Source organism: Bacillus cereus group sp. MYBKT111-2, assembly GCF_051915205.1.
Taxonomy (GTDB): Bacteria; Bacillota; Bacilli; order Bacillales; family Bacillaceae_G; genus Bacillus_A; species Bacillus_A paranthracis.
On the sequence record NZ_JBQAEG010000015.1, the window covers coordinates 21,082 to 39,340 of the forward strand.

Genomic DNA, 18,259 nt, shown 5'->3' on the forward strand with positions numbered 1-18,259 from the left:
GGAAAAGATAGTAAAATCAGCAGATTATGAAACAGAATGATGGTTTTCTTATAGAAGCCATTTTTCTTTTTTGAACAGGTAGAAAGACTCAACGTATTTATCTTTAAGAGAAAAAGACTACGCTAAATAGCAGTAGTTGTATTTATTTGTGATTTTGCACAAATTTTTTTGTGCATTTATAATACTCATGATTTGAGGGGTGAAGCAGTTGACAGGTCAACTAGTTCAATACGGACGCCACCGCCAACGAAGAAGTTATGCCCGTATTAGTGAAGTATTAGAGTTACCAAATCTTATCGAAATTCAAACCTCTTCTTATCAGTGGTTTCTTGATGAGGGTTTGCGAGAAATGTTCCAAGACATTTCTCCGATTGAAGACTTTACGGGAAATCTATCGCTTGAATTTATCGACTACAGCTTAGGTGAACCTAAATACTCTGTAGACGAATGCAAAGAGCGTGATGTGACGTATGCAGCACCACTTCGTGTAAAAGTGCGTCTAATCAACAAGGAAACTGGTGAAGTAAAAGAACAAGATGTGTTCATGGGAGATTTCCCACTCATGACAGAGACTGGAACATTCGTAATTAACGGTGCAGAACGTGTTATCGTTTCCCAGTTAGTTCGCTCTCCAAGCGTATACTATAGTGGCAAAGTGGATAAAAACGGAAAACGTGGTTTTACTGCTACTGTAATTCCAAACCGCGGAGCTTGGTTAGAGTATGAGACAGATGCTAAGGATGTTGTATATGTGCGTATTGACCGTACGCGTAAACTTCCTGTAACTGTTTTGTTACGCGCATTAGGGTTTGGCTCTGATCAAGAAATCACCGAGCTTTTAGGTGATAACGAATACTTAAGCAACACATTAGAAAAAGACAACACAGATAGCACAGAAAAAGCATTGCTTGAAATTTATGAGCGTCTACGTCCTGGTGAGCCACCAACAGTAGAAAATGCTAAGAGCTTACTTGTGTCTCGTTTCTTTGATCCAAAGCGCTACGATTTAGCAAATGTAGGTCGCTACAAGATCAACAAAAAGTTACACATTAAAAACAGATTGTTTAATCAACGTTTAGCTGAAACATTAGTGGATCCAGAAACTGGTGAAATTTTAGCGGCAGAAGGAACAATCTTAGATCGTCGTACACTTGATCGCATTTTACCTTACTTAGAGAAAAACATTGGATTCAAAACAGCGAAACCAATGGGTGGAGTGGTAGAAGGCGATGTTGAGCTGCAATCTATTAAGATTTATGCTCCTGAGTCAGAAGGCGAGCGCGTAATTAACGTAATTGGTAATGCAAATATTACTCGCGATGTAAAACACATCACACCAGGTGATATCCTTGCTTCTATCAGTTACTTCTTCAACCTACTATACAAAGTAGGGGATACAGATGATATCGACCACTTAGGAAACCGTCGTCTGCGTTCTGTTGGAGAACTATTACAAAATCAATTCCGTATCGGTCTTTCTCGTATGGAACGTGTTGTTCGTGAGAGAATGTCGATCCAAGATACAAATGCAATTACACCACAGGCATTAATTAATATTCGTCCTGTTATTGCATCTATTAAAGAGTTCTTCGGAAGTTCTCAGTTATCTCAGTTCATGGACCAAACAAACCCATTAGCAGAGTTAACTCACAAACGAAGACTATCTGCATTAGGACCTGGTGGTTTAACGCGTGAGCGCGCAGGCTTTGAAGTACGTGACGTTCACTACTCTCACTATGGTCGTATGTGTCCGATTGAAACACCAGAGGGACCAAACATCGGTTTGATTAACTCATTATCTTCGTTCGCGAAAGTAAATGAGTTTGGTTTCATTGAAACACCATACCGTCGTGTTGACCCAGAAACTGGTCTTGTAACAGGGCATGTTGATTATTTAACAGCAGATGAAGAAGATAATTATGTTGTAGCCCAAGCGAATATGAAATTATCTGAAGAAGGAGAATTCCTTGATGAAGATATCGTAGCTCGTTTCCGTGGTGAAAACATTGTCACAAATAAAGAACGCATCGACTACATGGATGTATCACCAAAACAAGTAGTGTCGGCAGCGACAGCTTGTATTCCGTTCTTAGAAAACGATGACTCTAACCGCGCACTTATGGGAGCGAACATGCAACGTCAGGCGGTTCCGTTAATGAATCCGGAATCACCGATTGTAGGTACAGGTATGGAGTATGTATCAGCAAAAGACTCAGGTGCTGCAGTAATCTGTAAACACCCTGGTATTGTTGAGCGCGTAGAAGCACGTGAAGTTTGGGTACGTCGCTATGTAGAAGTTGACGGTCAAACAGTAAAAGGCGACTTAGATCGCTACAAAATGCAAAAATTCATTCGTTCTAACCAAGGAACTTGCTACAACCAACGTCCAATCGTAAGTGTTGGAAATGAAGTTGTAAAAGGTGAAATCCTTGCGGATGGTCCTTCTATGGAATTAGGTGAACTAGCACTTGGACGTAACGTGCTTGTTGGCTTCATGACTTGGGACGGTTATAACTACGAGGATGCGATCATTATGAGTGAGCGCCTTGTAAAAGATGATGTGTACACTTCTATTCATATTGAAGAATATGAGTCAGAAGCTCGTGATACGAAGCTTGGACCAGAAGAAATTACACGTGACATTCCAAACGTTGGGGAAGATGCATTACGCAACCTTGACGAGCGCGGTATCATTCGCGTTGGGGCGGAAGTAAAAGATGGAGATTTACTTGTTGGTAAAGTAACGCCTAAAGGTGTAACAGAATTAACAGCTGAAGAACGTCTATTACATGCTATCTTTGGAGAAAAAGCGCGTGAAGTACGTGATACATCACTACGTGTACCACACGGTGGTGGCGGTATTATCTTAGACGTAAAAGTATTCAACCGTGAAGATGGCGATGAATTGCCACCAGGCGTGAATCAACTTGTACGTGCATATATCGTTCAAAAACGTAAAATTTCTGAAGGTGACAAGATGGCCGGACGTCACGGTAACAAAGGTGTTATCTCTCGTATTTTACCAGAAGAAGATATGCCTTACTTACCAGACGGTACGCCAATCGATATCATGTTAAACCCATTAGGGGTACCATCTCGTATGAATATCGGTCAGGTATTAGAGCTTCATCTTGGTATGGCAGCAAGATACCTTGGTATTCACATTGCAACACCAGTATTCGATGGTGCTCGTGAGGAAGATGTTTGGGGCACAATTGAAGAAGCTGGTATGGCAAATGACGCGAAAACAATCCTGTATGACGGACGTACTGGTGAACCATTCGATAACCGTGTATCTGTTGGTGTCATGTATATGATCAAACTTGCGCACATGGTTGACGATAAACTTCATGCTCGTTCTACTGGACCATACTCACTTGTAACGCAGCAGCCTCTTGGAGGTAAAGCTCAGTTCGGTGGACAGCGTTTCGGTGAGATGGAGGTTTGGGCACTTGAAGCTTACGGTGCTGCTTATACTCTTCAAGAAATCTTAACAGTGAAGTCTGATGATGTTGTTGGACGTGTTAAGACGTATGAAGCAATTGTTAAAGGCGAAAATGTTCCAGAACCAGGCGTTCCTGAATCATTCAAAGTATTGATTAAAGAGCTGCAAAGTTTAGGTATGGACGTTAAAATGATGTCTAGCGACGATACAGAAATTGAAATGCGTGATACAGAAGATGACGATGATCATCAATCAGCAGATAAATTGAATGTCGAAGTTGAGACAACTAAGGAATAATTGGGATAACCTGTAGACTAAAAGGGAGGTAGGCCCCTTGATAGATGTAAATAACTTTGAATATATGAAGATTGGACTTGCTTCACCTGACAAGATTCGTTCTTGGTCATACGGTGAAGTTAAGAAACCAGAAACAATTAACTATCGTACGTTAAAGCCTGAAAAAGACGGCTTGTTCTGTGAGCGTATTTTCGGACCACAAAAGGACTGGGAATGTCATTGCGGAAAATACAAACGTGTACGTTATAAAGGTGTAGTTTGTGATCGATGTGGTGTTGAAGTAACGCGTGCGAAAGTACGTCGTGAACGTATGGGTCATATCGAATTAGCTGCTCCTGTATCTCATATTTGGTATTTCAAAGGTATCCCGAGCCGCATGGGACTTGTCTTAGACATGTCCCCTCGCGCGCTTGAAGAAGTAATTTATTTCGCTTCTTATGTTGTAACAGAAAGTGGAGATACACCACTTGATAAGAAGCAATTACTTTCTGAAAAAGAATACCGTGCATATCGTGATCGATATGGTAGCACATTCCAAGCTGCTATGGGTGCAGAAGCGATTAAAAAGCTATTACAAGACATCGATTTAGATAAAGAAGTAGACTTCTTAAAAGAAGAATTAAAAACAGCACAAGGACAACGCCGTACTCGTGCTATTAAACGTCTAGAAGTATTAGAAGCATTCCGTAACTCTGGAAATGAGCCATCTTGGATGATCTTAGATGTTCTACCAGTAATCCCACCAGAACTACGCCCAATGGTACAGTTAGATGGTGGACGTTTTGCTACTTCTGACTTAAACGACTTATACCGTCGTGTAATTAACCGTAACAACCGTTTAAAACGTCTATTGGACTTAGGTGCACCAAGCATTATCGTTCAAAACGAAAAACGTATGTTACAAGAAGCTGTAGACGCATTAATCGATAATGGTCGTCGTGGCCGTCCAGTTACTGGACCAGGTAACCGTCCATTAAAATCACTATCTCACATGCTTAAAGGTAAACAAGGACGTTTCCGTCAAAACTTATTAGGTAAACGTGTTGACTACTCTGGTCGTTCTGTAATCGTTGTAGGACCGAACTTAAAGATGTATCAATGTGGATTACCGAAAGAGATGGCGCTTGAATTGTTCAAACCTTTCGTAATGAAAGAGTTAGTTGAAAAAGGATTAGCACACAACATTAAGAGTGCGAAACGTAAAATCGAGCGTGTACAACCTGAAGTTTGGGACGTTTTAGAATCTGTGATTAAAGAACATCCAGTACTTCTAAACCGCGCACCAACACTTCACCGTCTTGGTATTCAGGCGTTTGAACCTACATTAGTAGAAGGTCGCGCAATCCGTCTTCACCCACTTGTATGTACTGCATACAACGCGGACTTTGACGGTGACCAAATGGCCGTTCACGTACCTTTATCATCAGAAGCACAAGCAGAAGCTCGTCTTCTTATGTTAGCGGCACAAAACATCTTGAACCCGAAAGACGGTAAACCAGTTGTTACTCCATCTCAGGATATGGTATTAGGTAACTACTACTTAACGCTTGAGCGTGAAGGTGCAATCGGTGAAGGTATGGTCTTCAAAGATGCGAACGAAGCATTACTTGCATACCAAAATGGATATGTACATCTTCATACACGTGTTGCAGTAGCTGCAAGCGCAGTAAACAACGCAACATTTACTGAAGAGCAGAAGAGTATGCTTCTATTAACAACAGTTGGTAAATTAATATTTAACGAAATCTTACCAGAGTCGTTCCCTTATATTAATGAACCAACAAATTCAAACCTTGAAAAAGAAACACCAGCGAAATATTTCGTTGAAAAAGGTGCGAACATTAAAGAGATTATTGCTAGTCGCGAAGAAGTGGCGCCATTCAGCAAGAAAATCCTTGGTAACATCATTGCGGAAGTGTTTAAACGTTTCAAAATTACAGAAACGTCTCGCATGCTTGACCGTATGAAAAACTTAGGATTCAAGTACTCTACAAAAGCTGGTATTACAGTTGGGGTATCTGACATTCTTGTATTAGGTGAAAAAGATGAAATTCTCCACGAAGCACAAGCAAAAGTAGATAATGTAATTAAACAATTCCGTCGCGGTTTAATCACGGAAGAAGAACGTTACGATCGCGTTATCTCTATTTGGAGTAATGCAAAAGATGTTATCCAAGGAAAACTGATGAAGTCCTTGAATAAACGCAACCCAATCTTCATGATGAGTGATTCCGGTGCCCGTGGTAACGCATCGAACTTTACTCAGCTTGCTGGTATGCGTGGTCTGATGGCCAATCCATCTGGTCGTATCATCGAACTTCCAATCAAATCAAGTTTCCGTGAAGGTTTAACAGTACTTGAGTACTTCATCTCTACGCATGGTGCGCGTAAAGGTCTTGCCGATACAGCACTGAAAACTGCCGATTCTGGTTACTTAACACGTCGTCTTGTTGACGTTGCACAAGATGTAATCGTTCGTGAAGATGATTGTGGAACAGATCGCGGTTTATTAATTGGTGCGATTAAAGAGGGTAATGAAGTTATTGAGTCATTATATGATCGTCTTGTTGGACGTTTTGCAAGAAAAACTGTAAAACATCCTGAAACAGGTGAAGTATTAGTTGCTGAAAATCAATTAATTACTGAAGATATCGCTCATATCGTTGAAAATTCGGGTGTTGAAACTGTAAACATTCGTTCAGCGTTTACGTGTAACACTCGCCACGGTGTATGTAAGAAGTGTTACGGTCGTAACTTAGCAACTGGAACAGACGTAGAAGTAGGGGAAGCGGTAGGTATTATCGCAGCTCAATCTATCGGTGAGCCAGGTACACAGTTAACGATGCGTACGTTCCATACAGGTGGGGTTGCCGGAGATGATATCACTCAAGGTTTACCTCGTATCCAAGAGATCTTCGAAGCTCGTAATCCGAAAGGTCAGGCTGTTATCAGTGAAATCGACGGTGTTATCGCAGCGATCAACGATGTTAAAGATCGCCAAGAAGTAGTTGTACAGGGTGAAGTTGAAGCTCGTACGTATGCTATTCCTTACGGTGCTCGTCTGAAAGTAATTCCAGGACAGAAAATTAGCCACGGTAAAGAGTTAACAGAAGGTTCTATTGATCCGAAAGAATTACTAAAAGTAACGGACATTACGGCAGTTCAAGAATACTTATTACGTGAAGTTCAAAAAGTATACCGTATGCAAGGGGTAGAAATTGGTGACAAACACGTAGAAGTAATGGTACGCCAAATGTTACGTAAAGTACGTGTAAGTGATGCAGGTGAAACAGATGTATTACCAGGAACATTACTAGATATCCATCAGTTTACTGATGCGAATGCGAAGGTGTTACTACAAGGTAAACAACCAGCGACAGCTAGACCTGTTCTACTTGGTATTACAAAAGCTTCACTTGAAACAGATTCATTCTTATCTGCAGCATCGTTCCAAGAAACAACTCGTGTCTTAACTGATGCAGCAATTAAGGGTAAACGCGATGAACTTCTAGGATTGAAAGAAAATGTTATTATCGGTAAACTTGTTCCTGCTGGAACAGGTATGAATCGTTATCGCAAAGTGGATCTTGTTAAAACAACACAAGATGACATGAATGTAGAAAACGATGAAGTTTATGTGGAACAGTAAAATTTTCCGTCGTAAATTTTGTATAAAAACAGTTAATCCTAGTTGACATTGTATGAGTCAAAATGTTACTATAAGCAAGGTTGCTCCTGAACGATGCTTTGGAGGATATTTATATGTCTTATCAAAAAGTGTCAAATGCTGAAAATGTGGTCGTTGGTCATAAACGCACATTGGAGGCAATCAAAAATGGTATAGTTAAAGAAGTTGTCATTGCAGAAGATGCTGATATGCGGTTAACCCATGTTATCATTCGTACTGCACTGCAACATAACATACCCATAACAAAAGTTGAATCAGTTCGTAAACTTGGAAAAGTTGCGGGGATTCAAGTGGGAGCTTCAGCAATAGGAATAATAAGTTAAAACTGTTTTTGTGAGGAGAGAGCATTTGCTCTCCCTTGCAAAAACTTTGTTTTCAACTAATAATGAACCACCTGGATATGTGGTCATACAAACATGCGAAGGGAGGATAATCAAATGCCTACTATTAACCAATTAGTGAGAAATGGTCGTACTGATAAAGTATGGAAATCTAAATCACCTGCGTTAAACAAAGGTTTTAACTCTTTAAAGAAAAAATCAACTGATATCTCTGCACCTCAAAAACGTGGTGTATGTACTCGTGTTGGTACAATGACTCCAAAGAAACCTAACTCAGCGTTACGTAAATATGCTCGTGTTCGTTTAACAAATGGTATTGAGGTAACAGCATACATCCCAGGTATCGGTCACAACTTACAAGAGCACAGCGTAGTATTAATTCGCGGTGGTCGTGTAAAAGACTTACCAGGGGTACGTTACCACATCGTTCGTGGTGCGCTTGATACAGCTGGTGTTGACAAGCGTATGCAAGGCCGTTCTAAATACGGTACTAAAAAGCCAAAAGCGGCTAAGAAATAATAACTTTTTAATGAAAGGAGGAACTCAATATGCCTCGTAAAGGTCCTGTTGCAAAACGTGACGTGTTACCAGATCCAATGTACAATTCGAAGCTAGTAACACGCCTTATCAACAAAATGATGGTTGACGGTAAAAAAGGTAAATCTCAAACAATTCTTTATAATGCGTTCGATATCGTAAGCGAACGTACTGGTAAAGAGCCAATGGAAGTATTCGAGCAAGCTCTTAAGAACATTATGCCTGTTCTTGAAGTACGCGCTCGTCGTGTTGGTGGTGCTAACTACCAAGTTCCAGTTGAGGTTCGTCCAGAACGCCGTACAACTTTAGGTCTTCGTTGGTTAGTAAACTACGCTCGTCTTCGTGGTGAAAAAACTATGGAAGAGCGTCTTGCTAACGAAATCTTAGATGCAGCTAACAACGCTGGTGCATCTGTTAAGAAACGTGAAGACACTCATAAAATGGCAGAAGCTAACAAAGCATTTGCTCATTACCGTTGGTAGGATTCAACGTAAAATAAATGTAAGCATAAACCGCTTTATTTGTCGCTTATGGAAGTGTGGAGAGGGAGAATGCCTCTCCCTTTCGTTGGGCGCTCGTTTTACATAATGAGGGTACTGGACATACTGACATGTGTAACAATATAAAGTGGCTTTTTTGCTACTTAAAATAAAAAATCCAATCCATATATGGAAGGAGCAAGACACCAAATGGCAAGAGAGTTCTCTTTAGAAAACACTCGTAATATTGGTATCATGGCTCACATCGATGCTGGTAAAACAACAGCTACTGAGCGTATTCTGTACTACACAGGACGTATTCACAAAATCGGTGAAACTCACGAAGGTGCATCTCAGATGGACTGGATGGAGCAAGAGCAAGAGCGTGGTATCACAATTACTTCTGCTGCAACTACAGCACAATGGAAAGGTCACCGTGTAAACATCATTGACACTCCAGGTCACGTAGATTTCACAGTAGAAGTAGAACGTTCTTTACGCGTACTTGATGGCGCGGTAGCAGTACTTGATGCACAATCTGGTGTAGAACCACAAACAGAAACTGTTTGGCGTCAGGCTACTACTTACGGCGTACCTCGTATCGTATTCGTTAACAAAATGGATAAAATCGGTGCAGATTTCTTATACTCTGTAGGAACAATCCACGATCGTTTACAAGCAAACGCACACCCAATTCAGTTACCAATCGGTGCTGAAGATGAGTTCAATGGTATCATTGACCTTGTTGAAGAATGTGCTTACATGTACGGTAACGATTTAGGAACAGACATTCAACGTGTTGAAATTCCTGAAGAGCATAAAGAACTAGCTGAAGAATACCGTGGAAAACTTATTGAAGCGGTAGCTGAGCTTGATGAAGAAATGATGATGAAGTACCTAGAAGGTGAAGAAATCACTGTAGAAGAGCTTAAAGCTGGTATCCGTAAGGCTACAACTTCTGTAGAATTCTTCCCAGTAATCTGTGGTTCTGCATTCAAAAACAAAGGTGTTCAAATTCTGTTAGACGCAGTTATCGACTACCTACCATCTCCATTAGATGTACCTGCAATCAAAGGTACTCTTCCGGATACAGATGAAGAAGTAGAACGTAAGTCTAGCGATGAAGAGCCTTTCTCAGCTCTAGCATTCAAAATCATGACTGACCCTTATGTTGGTAAGTTAACATTCTTCCGTGTGTACTCTGGTGTGTTAAACTCTGGATCATACGTGAAAAACTCAACTAAAGGTAAGCGTGAGCGTGTAGGTCGTATCCTACAAATGCACGCTAACAGCCGTGAAGAGATCTCAACAGTTTACGCTGGTGATATCGCTGCTGCTGTAGGTTTAAAAGATACTACTACTGGTGATACTCTTTGTGACGAGAAGAGCCTTGTTATCCTTGAGTCTATGGAATTCCCAGAGCCAGTTATCTCTGTAGCTATCGAACCAAAATCAAAAGCTGACCAAGATAAAATGGGTACAGCATTATCTAAGCTTTCTGAAGAAGATCCAACATTCCGTGCTCACACTGACCAAGAAACTGGCCAAACAATCATCGCTGGTATGGGTGAACTTCACCTTGATATCATCGTTGACCGTATGCGCCGTGAGTTCAAAGTTGAAGCAAACGTTGGTGCTCCTCAGGTAGCATACCGTGAGACTTTCCGCGCTGCTGCGAAAGTTGAAGGTAAGTTCGCTCGTCAATCTGGTGGACGTGGACAATTCGGTCACGTTTGGATTGAGTTTGAACCTAATGAAGAAGGTAAAGGATTCGAATTCGAAAACAAGATCGTCGGTGGTGTTGTTCCACGTGAATACATCCCAGCTGTAGGCGCAGGTCTTGAAGATGCACTTAAAAATGGTGTACTTGCTGGATATCCAGTAGTAGACATTAAAGCTGCATTAGTTGACGGATCTTACCATGATGTCGATTCATCTGAGATGGCGTTCAAAATCGCTGCATCTATGGCACTTAAAGCTGCGGTTTCTAAATGTAACCCAGTAATTCTTGAGCCAATGATGAAAGTTGAAGTTGTAATTCCTGAAGAGTACATGGGTGACATTATGGGTGACGTAACATCTCGTCGTGGACGTGTAGAAGGTATGGAAGCTCGCGGTAACGCTCAAGTTGTTCGCGCTATGGTTCCACTTTCTGAAATGTTCGGTTATGCAACGTCATTACGTTCTAACACTCAAGGACGCGGAACATTCTCTATGGTGTTTGACCACTATGAAGAAGTACCAAAGTCTGTTTCTGAAGAAATTATCAAAAAAAATAAAGGTGAATAATTGATTTTTATCGATTCTTCACGTATAACTACTTATGTAAGCTTAGAAAGTGGGACGCAAGTTTCGCTTTCTAGCCTAAATATAAAATAACCTATATAAACTAAGGAGGAATTTAGAATGGCTAAAGCTAAATTCGAACGTTCTAAACCCCATGTTAACATCGGTACAATCGGCCACGTTGACCATGGTAAAACTACATTAACTGCTGCGATCACTACAGTACTTGCAAAAGCTGGTGGTGCTGAAGCACGCGGATACGATCAAATCGATGCTGCTCCAGAAGAAAGAGAGCGCGGTATCACAATCTCAACTGCACACGTTGAGTACGAAACTGAAACTCGTCACTATGCACACGTTGACTGCCCAGGTCACGCTGACTATGTTAAAAACATGATCACTGGTGCTGCTCAAATGGACGGCGGTATCTTAGTAGTATCTGCTGCTGATGGCCCAATGCCTCAAACTCGTGAGCACATCCTTCTTTCTCGTCAAGTAGGTGTACCTTACATCGTTGTATTCTTAAACAAATGCGACATGGTAGACGACGAAGAATTATTAGAATTAGTAGAAATGGAAGTTCGCGACCTATTATCTGAATACGGATTCCCAGGCGACGACATTCCTGTAATCAAAGGTTCTGCTCTTAAAGCTCTTCAAGGAGAAGCTGATTGGGAAGCAAAAATCATTGAATTAATGGCTGAAGTTGATGCTTACATCCCAACTCCAGAACGTGAAACTGACAAACCATTCTTAATGCCTGTAGAGGACGTATTCTCTATCACAGGTCGTGGTACAGTTGCTACTGGTCGTGTTGAGCGCGGTATCGTTAAAGTTGGTGACGTAGTAGAAATCATCGGTCTTGCTGAAGAAAATGCTTCTACAACTGTAACTGGTGTAGAGATGTTCCGTAAACTTCTTGACCAAGCTCAAGCTGGAGACAACATCGGTGCTTTACTTCGTGGGGTTGCTCGTGAAGACATCCAACGTGGACAAGTACTTGCAAAAAGCGGTTCTGTAAAAGCTCACGCTAAATTCAAAGCTGAAGTTTTCGTATTATCTAAAGAAGAAGGTGGACGTCACACTCCATTCTTCGCTAACTACCGTCCTCAGTTCTACTTCCGTACAACTGACGTAACTGGTATCATCCAATTACCAGAAGGTACTGAAATGGTAATGCCTGGTGACAACATCGAAATGACTATCGAACTTATCGCTCCAATCGCTATCGAAGAGGGAACTAAATTCTCTATTCGTGAAGGTGGACGTACAGTAGGTTACGGTGTAGTTGCTACTATCGTTGAGTAATCTTAACTGATATAAAAAACCCCGAGGGATTTTCCCTTGGGGTTTTTGTTTGCGTTTATATAATAAATGAAATCATATTTTTATGTTTTGACGAGTTTCTTCTATAATATATAAAAAGCAATAAACAAAACCCAGAAACTGTAAAATGAATTCTGGTAGATGAAAACTTGAAATTCTTTAAAGTGCCATGTATAATAGCAAAAGTAGAGAAAAGCAGATGCAAACAAAAAGATGCTTGCATCTAGACGAATAACATTGTATAATAGACAATGTTGGTCTTTGACTGCGATGAAGTGGAAGGTTGCTGACACACCCGGCCGCTTTGCCATGGCATGGTGTGGGGAAATTTCCATGGAGAAGGTCTATTTTAGAAATAGGCGAACGAAGGAGGGAAAATAATGGCAAAAGAAAAAATTCGTATCCGTTTAAAAGCTTACGATCACCGTATTCTTGATCAGTCTGCTGAGAAAATTGTAGAAACAGCTAAGCGTTCTGGGGCAACAGTTTCTGGTCCGATCCCATTACCAACTGAAAAAACTGTTTACACAATTCTTCGTGCTGTTCATAAGTACAAAGATTCTCGTGAGCAATTCGAAATGCGCACGCACAAACGTCTAATCGACATCGTGAGTCCTACTCCACAAACAGTAGATTCATTAATGCGTTTAGACTTACCATCTGGTGTAGATATCGAAATCAAACTATAATTTATATAACTTAAAAATGTAGGAGGTGTAACTCATGACCAAAGGAATCTTAGGAAGAAAGATCGGTATGACTCAAGTATTTGCTGAGAACGGTGAGTTAATCCCAGTAACAGTTATCGCTGCTAATCCAAACGTTGTTCTTCAAAAGAAAACAACTGAAACTGATGGCTACAACGCAATCCAGTTAGGATTTGAAGATAAACGTGAAAAGTTAACTAACAAACCTGAACAAGGCCACACTGCTAAAGCATCTACAACTCCTAAGCGCTTCATTCGCGAAATCCGCGATGCAGACGTGGACGGATTAGAGGTTGGTCAAGAGGTAAAAGTTGACGTATTCGCTACAGGTGAAATCGTTGATGTAACAGGAATTTCTAAAGGTAAAGGTTTCCAAGGTGTTATCAAACGCCACGGACAATCTCGCGGGCCTATGTCTCATGGTTCTCGCTATCACCGTCGTCCAGGTTCAATGGGCCCAGTTGCTCCGAACCGTGTATTCAAAGGCAAAAAACTTGCTGGACGTATGGGTGGAGACCAAGTTACTATCCAAAACTTAGAAATCGTTCAAGTTGACACTGAGCGCAACTTATTATTAGTAAAAGGTAACGTTCCAGGTGCTAAGAAATCTCTTGTAGTTGTTCAAGGCGCTGTGAAGGTTAGCAAATAATTCACAATAGGAAGGAGGAATTCCAATGCCAAAAGTTACTGTATATAACCAAACTGGTTCACAGGTTGGTGAAATCGAATTAGCTGAAGCTATTTTCGGTATCGAACCAAATGAAGCTGTACTTTTCGAAGCTGTAATGATGCAACGTGCATCTTTACGTCAAGGTACACACAAAGTAAAAACTCGCTCTGAAGTTCGCGGTGGTGGTCGTAAACCATGGCGTCAAAAAGGAACTGGACGTGCTCGTCAAGGGTCTATCCGCTCTCCTCAATGGCGTGGTGGTGGTACGGTATTCGGACCTACACCAAGAAGCTATGCGTACAAACTTCCTAAGAAAGTTCGTCGTTTAGCAATCAAATCTGCATTAGCTACTAAAGTAGTTGAGAACAACATTGTAGTTCTTGAAGACCTAGTGTTAAATGCACCAAAAACAAAAGATATGCTAGCAGTACTTAAAGGATTAACTGTTGAGAAGAAAGCTCTTATCGTAACTGCTGATGCAAACGAATCTGTAGAGTTATCTGCTCGCAATATCCCTGGAGTAACAGTAATCACTGCTGATGGCGTAAACGTTTTAGACGTGCTTCATCATGATAAGCTAATCATGACAAAAGCGGCAGTGGAAAAAGTAGAGGAGGTGCTTGCATAATGAGAGATCCTCGTGATATCATTAAGCGCCCAGTTATCACTGAACGTTCTATGGAAATGATGGCTGAAAAAAAATACACGTTCGATGTGGACGTTAAATCTAATAAAACAGAAGTTAAAGATGCTCTTGAAGCGATCTTTGGTGTTAAAGTAGAAAAAGTGAACATCATGAACTACAAGCCGAAAGCAAAACGCGTTGGTCGTCACGCTGGTTTTACTAGCCGTCGTCGTAAAGCAATCGTTAAGCTAACTGCTGACAGCAAAGAAATCGAAATCTTCCAAGGCGTTTAATTCTTACTAAAGAAGGAGGGAAATTGAGATGGGAATTAAAAAGTATAATCCAACTACTAACGGTCGTCGTAACATGACTACGAATGATTTCGCTGAAATCACGACTGACAGACCCGAAAAGTCTTTACTTGCTCCTTTAAGCAAAAAGGCTGGTCGTAATAACCAAGGTAAAATCACTGTACGTCATCAAGGTGGCGGACATAAGCGTCAATACCGTATCATCGACTTCAAACGTAACAAAGATGGAATTCCAGGACGCGTTGCTACGATCGAATACGATCCAAACCGCTCTGCGAATATCGCATTAATTAACTACGTTGACGGTGAAAAACGTTACATTCTTGCTCCTAAGAACTTAGAAGTAGGTATGGAAATTATGTCTGGCGCTGAAGCTGACATTAAAATCGGTAACGCATTACCATTAATCAACATTCCAGTAGGTACTGTTGTTCATAACATCGAGCTTAAACCAGGTCGTGGTGGACAATTAGTTCGTTCTGCTGGTACATCTGCACAAGTACTTGGTAAAGAAGGTAAATACGTTCTTGTACGTTTAACTTCTGGTGAAGTGCGTCTTGTATTATCTGCTTGCCGTGCAACTGTAGGTCAAGTTGGTAACGAGTCACACGAACTTATCAAGATCGGTAAAGCTGGTCGCTCTCGCTGGTTAGGTAAGCGCCCAACTGTTCGTGGTTCTGTAATGAACCCAGTTGATCACCCACACGGTGGTGGTGAAGGACGTTCACCAATCGGACGTAAGTCTCCAATGTCTCCATGGGGTAAACCAACTCTTGGATTCAAAACTCGTAAGAAAAACAAAGCGTCTGACAAATTCATCGTTCGTCGTCGTAAAAAATAATGGGATTGTAGTACGGTTCACTTTGAGAACCGTACGGCAATCACGAAGGGAGGCACCAAAATGGCTCGTAGCTTGAAAAAAGGACCATTTGTCGATGATCATTTAATGAGTAAAATTGCAAAGCTAAATGAAACTGAGCAAAAGCAAGTTGTTAAAACTTGGTCTCGTCGTTCAACGATCTTCCCTCAGTTCATCGGTCACACAATCGCTGTATATGACGGTCGTAAACATGTACCTGTATATGTTACTGAAGACATGGTAGGCCACAAGTTAGGTGAATTCGCACCAACTCGTACGTATAAAGGTCATGATGCTGACGATAAGAAAACTAGAAGATAATGAGAGGAGGCACTTCAATGCAAGCTAAAGCAGTAGCGAGAACAGTTCGTATTGCTCCTCGTAAAGTTCGTTTAGTTGTAGACTTAATCCGAGGTAAGCAAGTGGGTGAAGCGATTGCTATCCTTAACCACACACCAAAAACTGCTTCTCCAGTTGTAGAAAAAGTTTTAAAATCTGCAATCGCAAATGCAGAGCACAATTATGAAATGGACATTAACAGCCTAGTTGTTGAGAAAGTTTTCGTTGACGAAGGTCCGACGTTAAAACGTTTCCGTCCACGTGCAATGGGTCGTGCAAGCCAAATTAACAAACGCACAAGCCACATCACAGTTGTGGTATCAGAAAAGAAGGAGGGATAATCGATGGGTCAAAAGGTTAATCCAATTGGTCTTCGTGTCGGCGTTATCCGTGACTGGGAATCTCGTTGGTTCGCTGAGAAAGATTACGCTACATTATTACATGAAGACATCAAAATCCGTGAGTACATTAATGTACGCTTAAAAGATTCTGCTGTTGCTAAAGTAGAAATCGAACGTGCAGCAAATCGTGTAAATGTTACAATTCACACAGCAAAACCTGGTATGGTAATTGGTAAAGGTGGTACTGAAGTTGAAGCACTTCGTAAAGCTCTTAACCAATTAACAGGCAAGCGTGTACACATCAACATTTTAGAAGTTAAGAGAGCTGATCTTAACGCTAAATTAGTAGGCGAAAATATTGCTCGTCAATTAGAAAACCGTGTATCATTCCGTCGTGCACAAAAGCAAGTTATTCAACGTGCTATGCGTGCAGGTGCTAAAGGTATTAAAACACAGGTTTCTGGTCGTCTTGGCGGAGCTGATATCGCTCGTGCAGAATCTTACAGTGAAGGAACTGTTCCACTTCATACACTTCGCGCTGATATTGACTATGCAGCAGTTGAAGCTGATACAACATACGGTAAATTAGGCGTAAAAGTATGGATCTACCGTGGAGAAGTCCTTCCTACAAAAAAGAAAGCTTCTGAGGAAGGAGGAAAATAATATGTTAATGCCAAAACGCGTAAAATATCGTAGAGAGCATCGTGGTAAAATGCGTGGTCGTGCAAAAGGTGGAACTGAAATTGCTTTCGGTGAATTCGGTTTACAAGCACAAGCTGCTTCATGGATTACAAACCGTCAAATCGAAGCTGCTCGTCGTGCAATGACTCGTTACATGAAACGTGGCGGTAAAGTATGGATTAAAATTTTCCCTTCTAAACCTTACACTGCAAAACCTCTAGAAGTACGTATGGGTTCCGGTAAAGGGGCACCAGAAGGCTGGGTAGCAGTAGTAAAACCTGGGAAAATTATGTTCGAAATCGCGGGTGTATCTGAAGAGGTAGCACGCGAAGCATTACGTCTTGCAGCTCACAAGTTACCTGTGAAATGTAAATTCGTAAAACGTGAAGAAAATGGTGGTGAATCTAATGAAAACTAATGATATTCGTGAATTAACCACTGCCGAAATCGAAACAAAAGTTAAAGCTTTAAAGGAAGAGTTGTTTAATCTTCGCTTCCAACTTGCTACAGGACAATTAGAGAATCCAACTCGCATTCGTGAAGTGCGTAAAGCAATTGCTCGTATGAAAACTGTAGTTCGTGAAAGAGAGATCGGAATTAATCGATAAATTGAGGGGAGGTTTGCATAGTGAGCGAACGTAACCAACGCAAAGTTTATACTGGTCGTGTAGTGTCTGACAAAATGGACAAAACGATTACAGTTTTAGTTGAAACTTACAAAACTCATTCCTTGTACGGAAAACGTGTTAAGTATTCTAAGAAGTACAAAGCCCATGATGAGCAAAACCAAGCGAAACTTGGCGATATCGTTAAAATCATGGAAACTCGCCCGCTTTCTGCTACTAAGCGTTTCCGTTTAGTTGAAATCGTTGAAGAAGCGGTTATTATCTAAATAGACGAATCGGAATTTTTAGTCCGAAGGGAGGTTTCATAACATGATCCAACAAGAATCTCGTTTGAAAGTTGCTGACAACTCTGGTGCACGTGAACTTTTAACAATTAAAGTATTAGGCGGCTCTGGTCGTAAATATGCTAACATTGGTGACATTATCGTTGCTACGGTAAAACAAGCAACACCAGGTGGCGTTGTTAAAAAAGGTGACGTTGTTAAAGCAGTAGTAGTACGTACGAAGAGCGGAGCTCGTCGTCCGGACGGTTCTTACATCAAATTTGATGAAAACGCAGCGGTTATCATTAAAGACGATAAGAGCCCACGTGGTACTCGTATCTTCGGACCAGTAGCTCGTGAATTACGTGATAGCAACTTCATGAAGATCGTTTCTTTAGCTCCAGAAGTTCTATAATTTAAGGTATTGCCTTGCTAAGG

The 18,259-nt window shown here is 41.1% G+C and carries 19 protein-coding genes; all 19 read left to right on the top strand.

The window, feature by feature from the left end:
- Positions 1-208 precede the first annotated feature (208 nt).
- The 19 genes from rpoB (at position 209) to rplN (ending at position 18,236) form a co-directional block, all read left to right on the top strand.
- A complete protein-coding gene (rpoB, locus tag ACTFNE_RS26150; protein ID WP_000147554.1) occupies positions 209-3,742 on the top strand; it encodes a DNA-directed RNA polymerase subunit beta in 3,534 nt (1,177 codons plus the stop codon).
- Positions 3,743-3,779: 37 nt separating this feature from the next.
- On the top strand, positions 3,780-7,391 hold the full coding sequence (gene rpoC / locus ACTFNE_RS26155; protein WP_000567937.1) for a DNA-directed RNA polymerase subunit beta': 3,612 nt from the start codon (positions 3,780-3,782) through the stop codon (positions 7,389-7,391).
- Between the two features lie 113 nt (positions 7,392-7,504).
- On the top strand, positions 7,505-7,753 hold the full coding sequence (locus ACTFNE_RS26160) for a 50S ribosomal protein L7ae-like protein (protein WP_000121830.1): 249 nt from the start codon (positions 7,505-7,507) through the stop codon (positions 7,751-7,753).
- Positions 7,754-7,867: 114 nt separating this feature from the next.
- Complete coding sequence (gene rpsL / locus ACTFNE_RS26165) at positions 7,868-8,290, top strand: 30S ribosomal protein S12 (RefSeq protein ID WP_001142340.1); 423 nt, start codon at positions 7,868-7,870, stop codon at positions 8,288-8,290.
- Between the two features lie 29 nt (positions 8,291-8,319).
- Positions 8,320-8,790, top strand: coding sequence for a 30S ribosomal protein S7 (gene rpsG / locus ACTFNE_RS26170; protein WP_001137493.1), 471 nt, complete (start codon positions 8,320-8,322; stop codon positions 8,788-8,790).
- Between the two features lie 207 nt (positions 8,791-8,997).
- The gene (gene fusA, locus ACTFNE_RS26175; RefSeq protein ID WP_000090372.1) at positions 8,998-11,076 is read left to right on the top strand and encodes an elongation factor G; all 2,079 of its coding nucleotides are present in this window, start codon (positions 8,998-9,000) and stop codon (positions 11,074-11,076) included.
- Between the two features lie 117 nt (positions 11,077-11,193).
- A complete protein-coding gene (gene tuf / locus ACTFNE_RS26180) occupies positions 11,194-12,381 on the top strand; it encodes an elongation factor Tu (protein ID WP_001029614.1) in 1,188 nt (395 codons plus the stop codon).
- A 398-nt stretch (positions 12,382-12,779) separates the two neighbouring features.
- Positions 12,780-13,088 carry a 30S ribosomal protein S10 gene (gene rpsJ, locus ACTFNE_RS26185; protein ID WP_001040596.1) on the top strand — a complete coding sequence of 103 codons (309 nt, stop codon included), beginning with the start codon at positions 12,780-12,782 and terminating at the stop codon, positions 13,086-13,088.
- Between the two features lie 34 nt (positions 13,089-13,122).
- Entirely contained in the window at positions 13,123-13,755 is a 633-nt protein-coding gene (gene rplC / locus ACTFNE_RS26190) for a 50S ribosomal protein L3 (protein ID WP_000160207.1), read from the top strand.
- A 25-nt stretch (positions 13,756-13,780) separates the two neighbouring features.
- Positions 13,781-14,404 (top strand): 50S ribosomal protein L4, encoded by a 624-nt coding sequence (gene rplD / locus ACTFNE_RS26195; protein WP_001127258.1) that lies wholly within the window; start codon positions 13,781-13,783, stop codon positions 14,402-14,404.
- The gene (gene rplW / locus ACTFNE_RS26200) at positions 14,404-14,694 is read left to right on the top strand and encodes a 50S ribosomal protein L23 (RefSeq protein ID WP_001205558.1); all 291 of its coding nucleotides are present in this window, start codon (positions 14,404-14,406) and stop codon (positions 14,692-14,694) included. Before rplD ends, rplW begins: the two co-directional genes overlap by 1 nt.
- Before the next feature lie 28 nt (positions 14,695-14,722).
- Positions 14,723-15,553 carry a 50S ribosomal protein L2 gene (gene rplB / locus ACTFNE_RS26205; protein ID WP_000511580.1) on the top strand — a complete coding sequence of 277 codons (831 nt, stop codon included), beginning with the start codon at positions 14,723-14,725 and terminating at the stop codon, positions 15,551-15,553.
- 60 nt (positions 15,554-15,613) lie between these two features.
- On the top strand, positions 15,614-15,892 hold the full coding sequence (gene rpsS, locus ACTFNE_RS26210) for a 30S ribosomal protein S19 (RefSeq protein ID WP_000124453.1): 279 nt from the start codon (positions 15,614-15,616) through the stop codon (positions 15,890-15,892).
- Positions 15,893-15,909: 17 nt separating this feature from the next.
- Complete coding sequence (gene rplV / locus ACTFNE_RS26215) at positions 15,910-16,251, top strand: 50S ribosomal protein L22 (protein WP_001148025.1); 342 nt, start codon at positions 15,910-15,912, stop codon at positions 16,249-16,251.
- Positions 16,252-16,254: 3 nt separating this feature from the next.
- On the top strand, positions 16,255-16,914 hold the full coding sequence (rpsC, locus tag ACTFNE_RS26220; protein ID WP_000529956.1) for a 30S ribosomal protein S3: 660 nt from the start codon (positions 16,255-16,257) through the stop codon (positions 16,912-16,914).
- Position 16,915: 1 nt separating this feature from the next.
- On the top strand, positions 16,916-17,350 hold the full coding sequence (gene rplP / locus ACTFNE_RS26225; RefSeq protein WP_000928969.1) for a 50S ribosomal protein L16: 435 nt from the start codon (positions 16,916-16,918) through the stop codon (positions 17,348-17,350).
- Positions 17,340-17,540 (top strand): 50S ribosomal protein L29, encoded by a 201-nt coding sequence (gene rpmC, locus ACTFNE_RS26230; protein WP_000855718.1) that lies wholly within the window; start codon positions 17,340-17,342, stop codon positions 17,538-17,540. The genes rplP and rpmC overlap by 11 nt, the downstream gene beginning before the upstream one ends.
- A gap of 20 nt (positions 17,541-17,560) precedes the next feature.
- Complete coding sequence (rpsQ, locus tag ACTFNE_RS26235; protein WP_000004106.1) at positions 17,561-17,824, top strand: 30S ribosomal protein S17; 264 nt, start codon at positions 17,561-17,563, stop codon at positions 17,822-17,824.
- Positions 17,825-17,867: 43 nt separating this feature from the next.
- Positions 17,868-18,236: a 50S ribosomal protein L14 gene (gene rplN, locus ACTFNE_RS26240; RefSeq protein WP_000615912.1), complete on the top strand. Its 369-nt coding sequence runs from the start codon at positions 17,868-17,870 to the stop codon at positions 18,234-18,236.
- Positions 18,237-18,259: the final 23 nt, after the last annotated feature.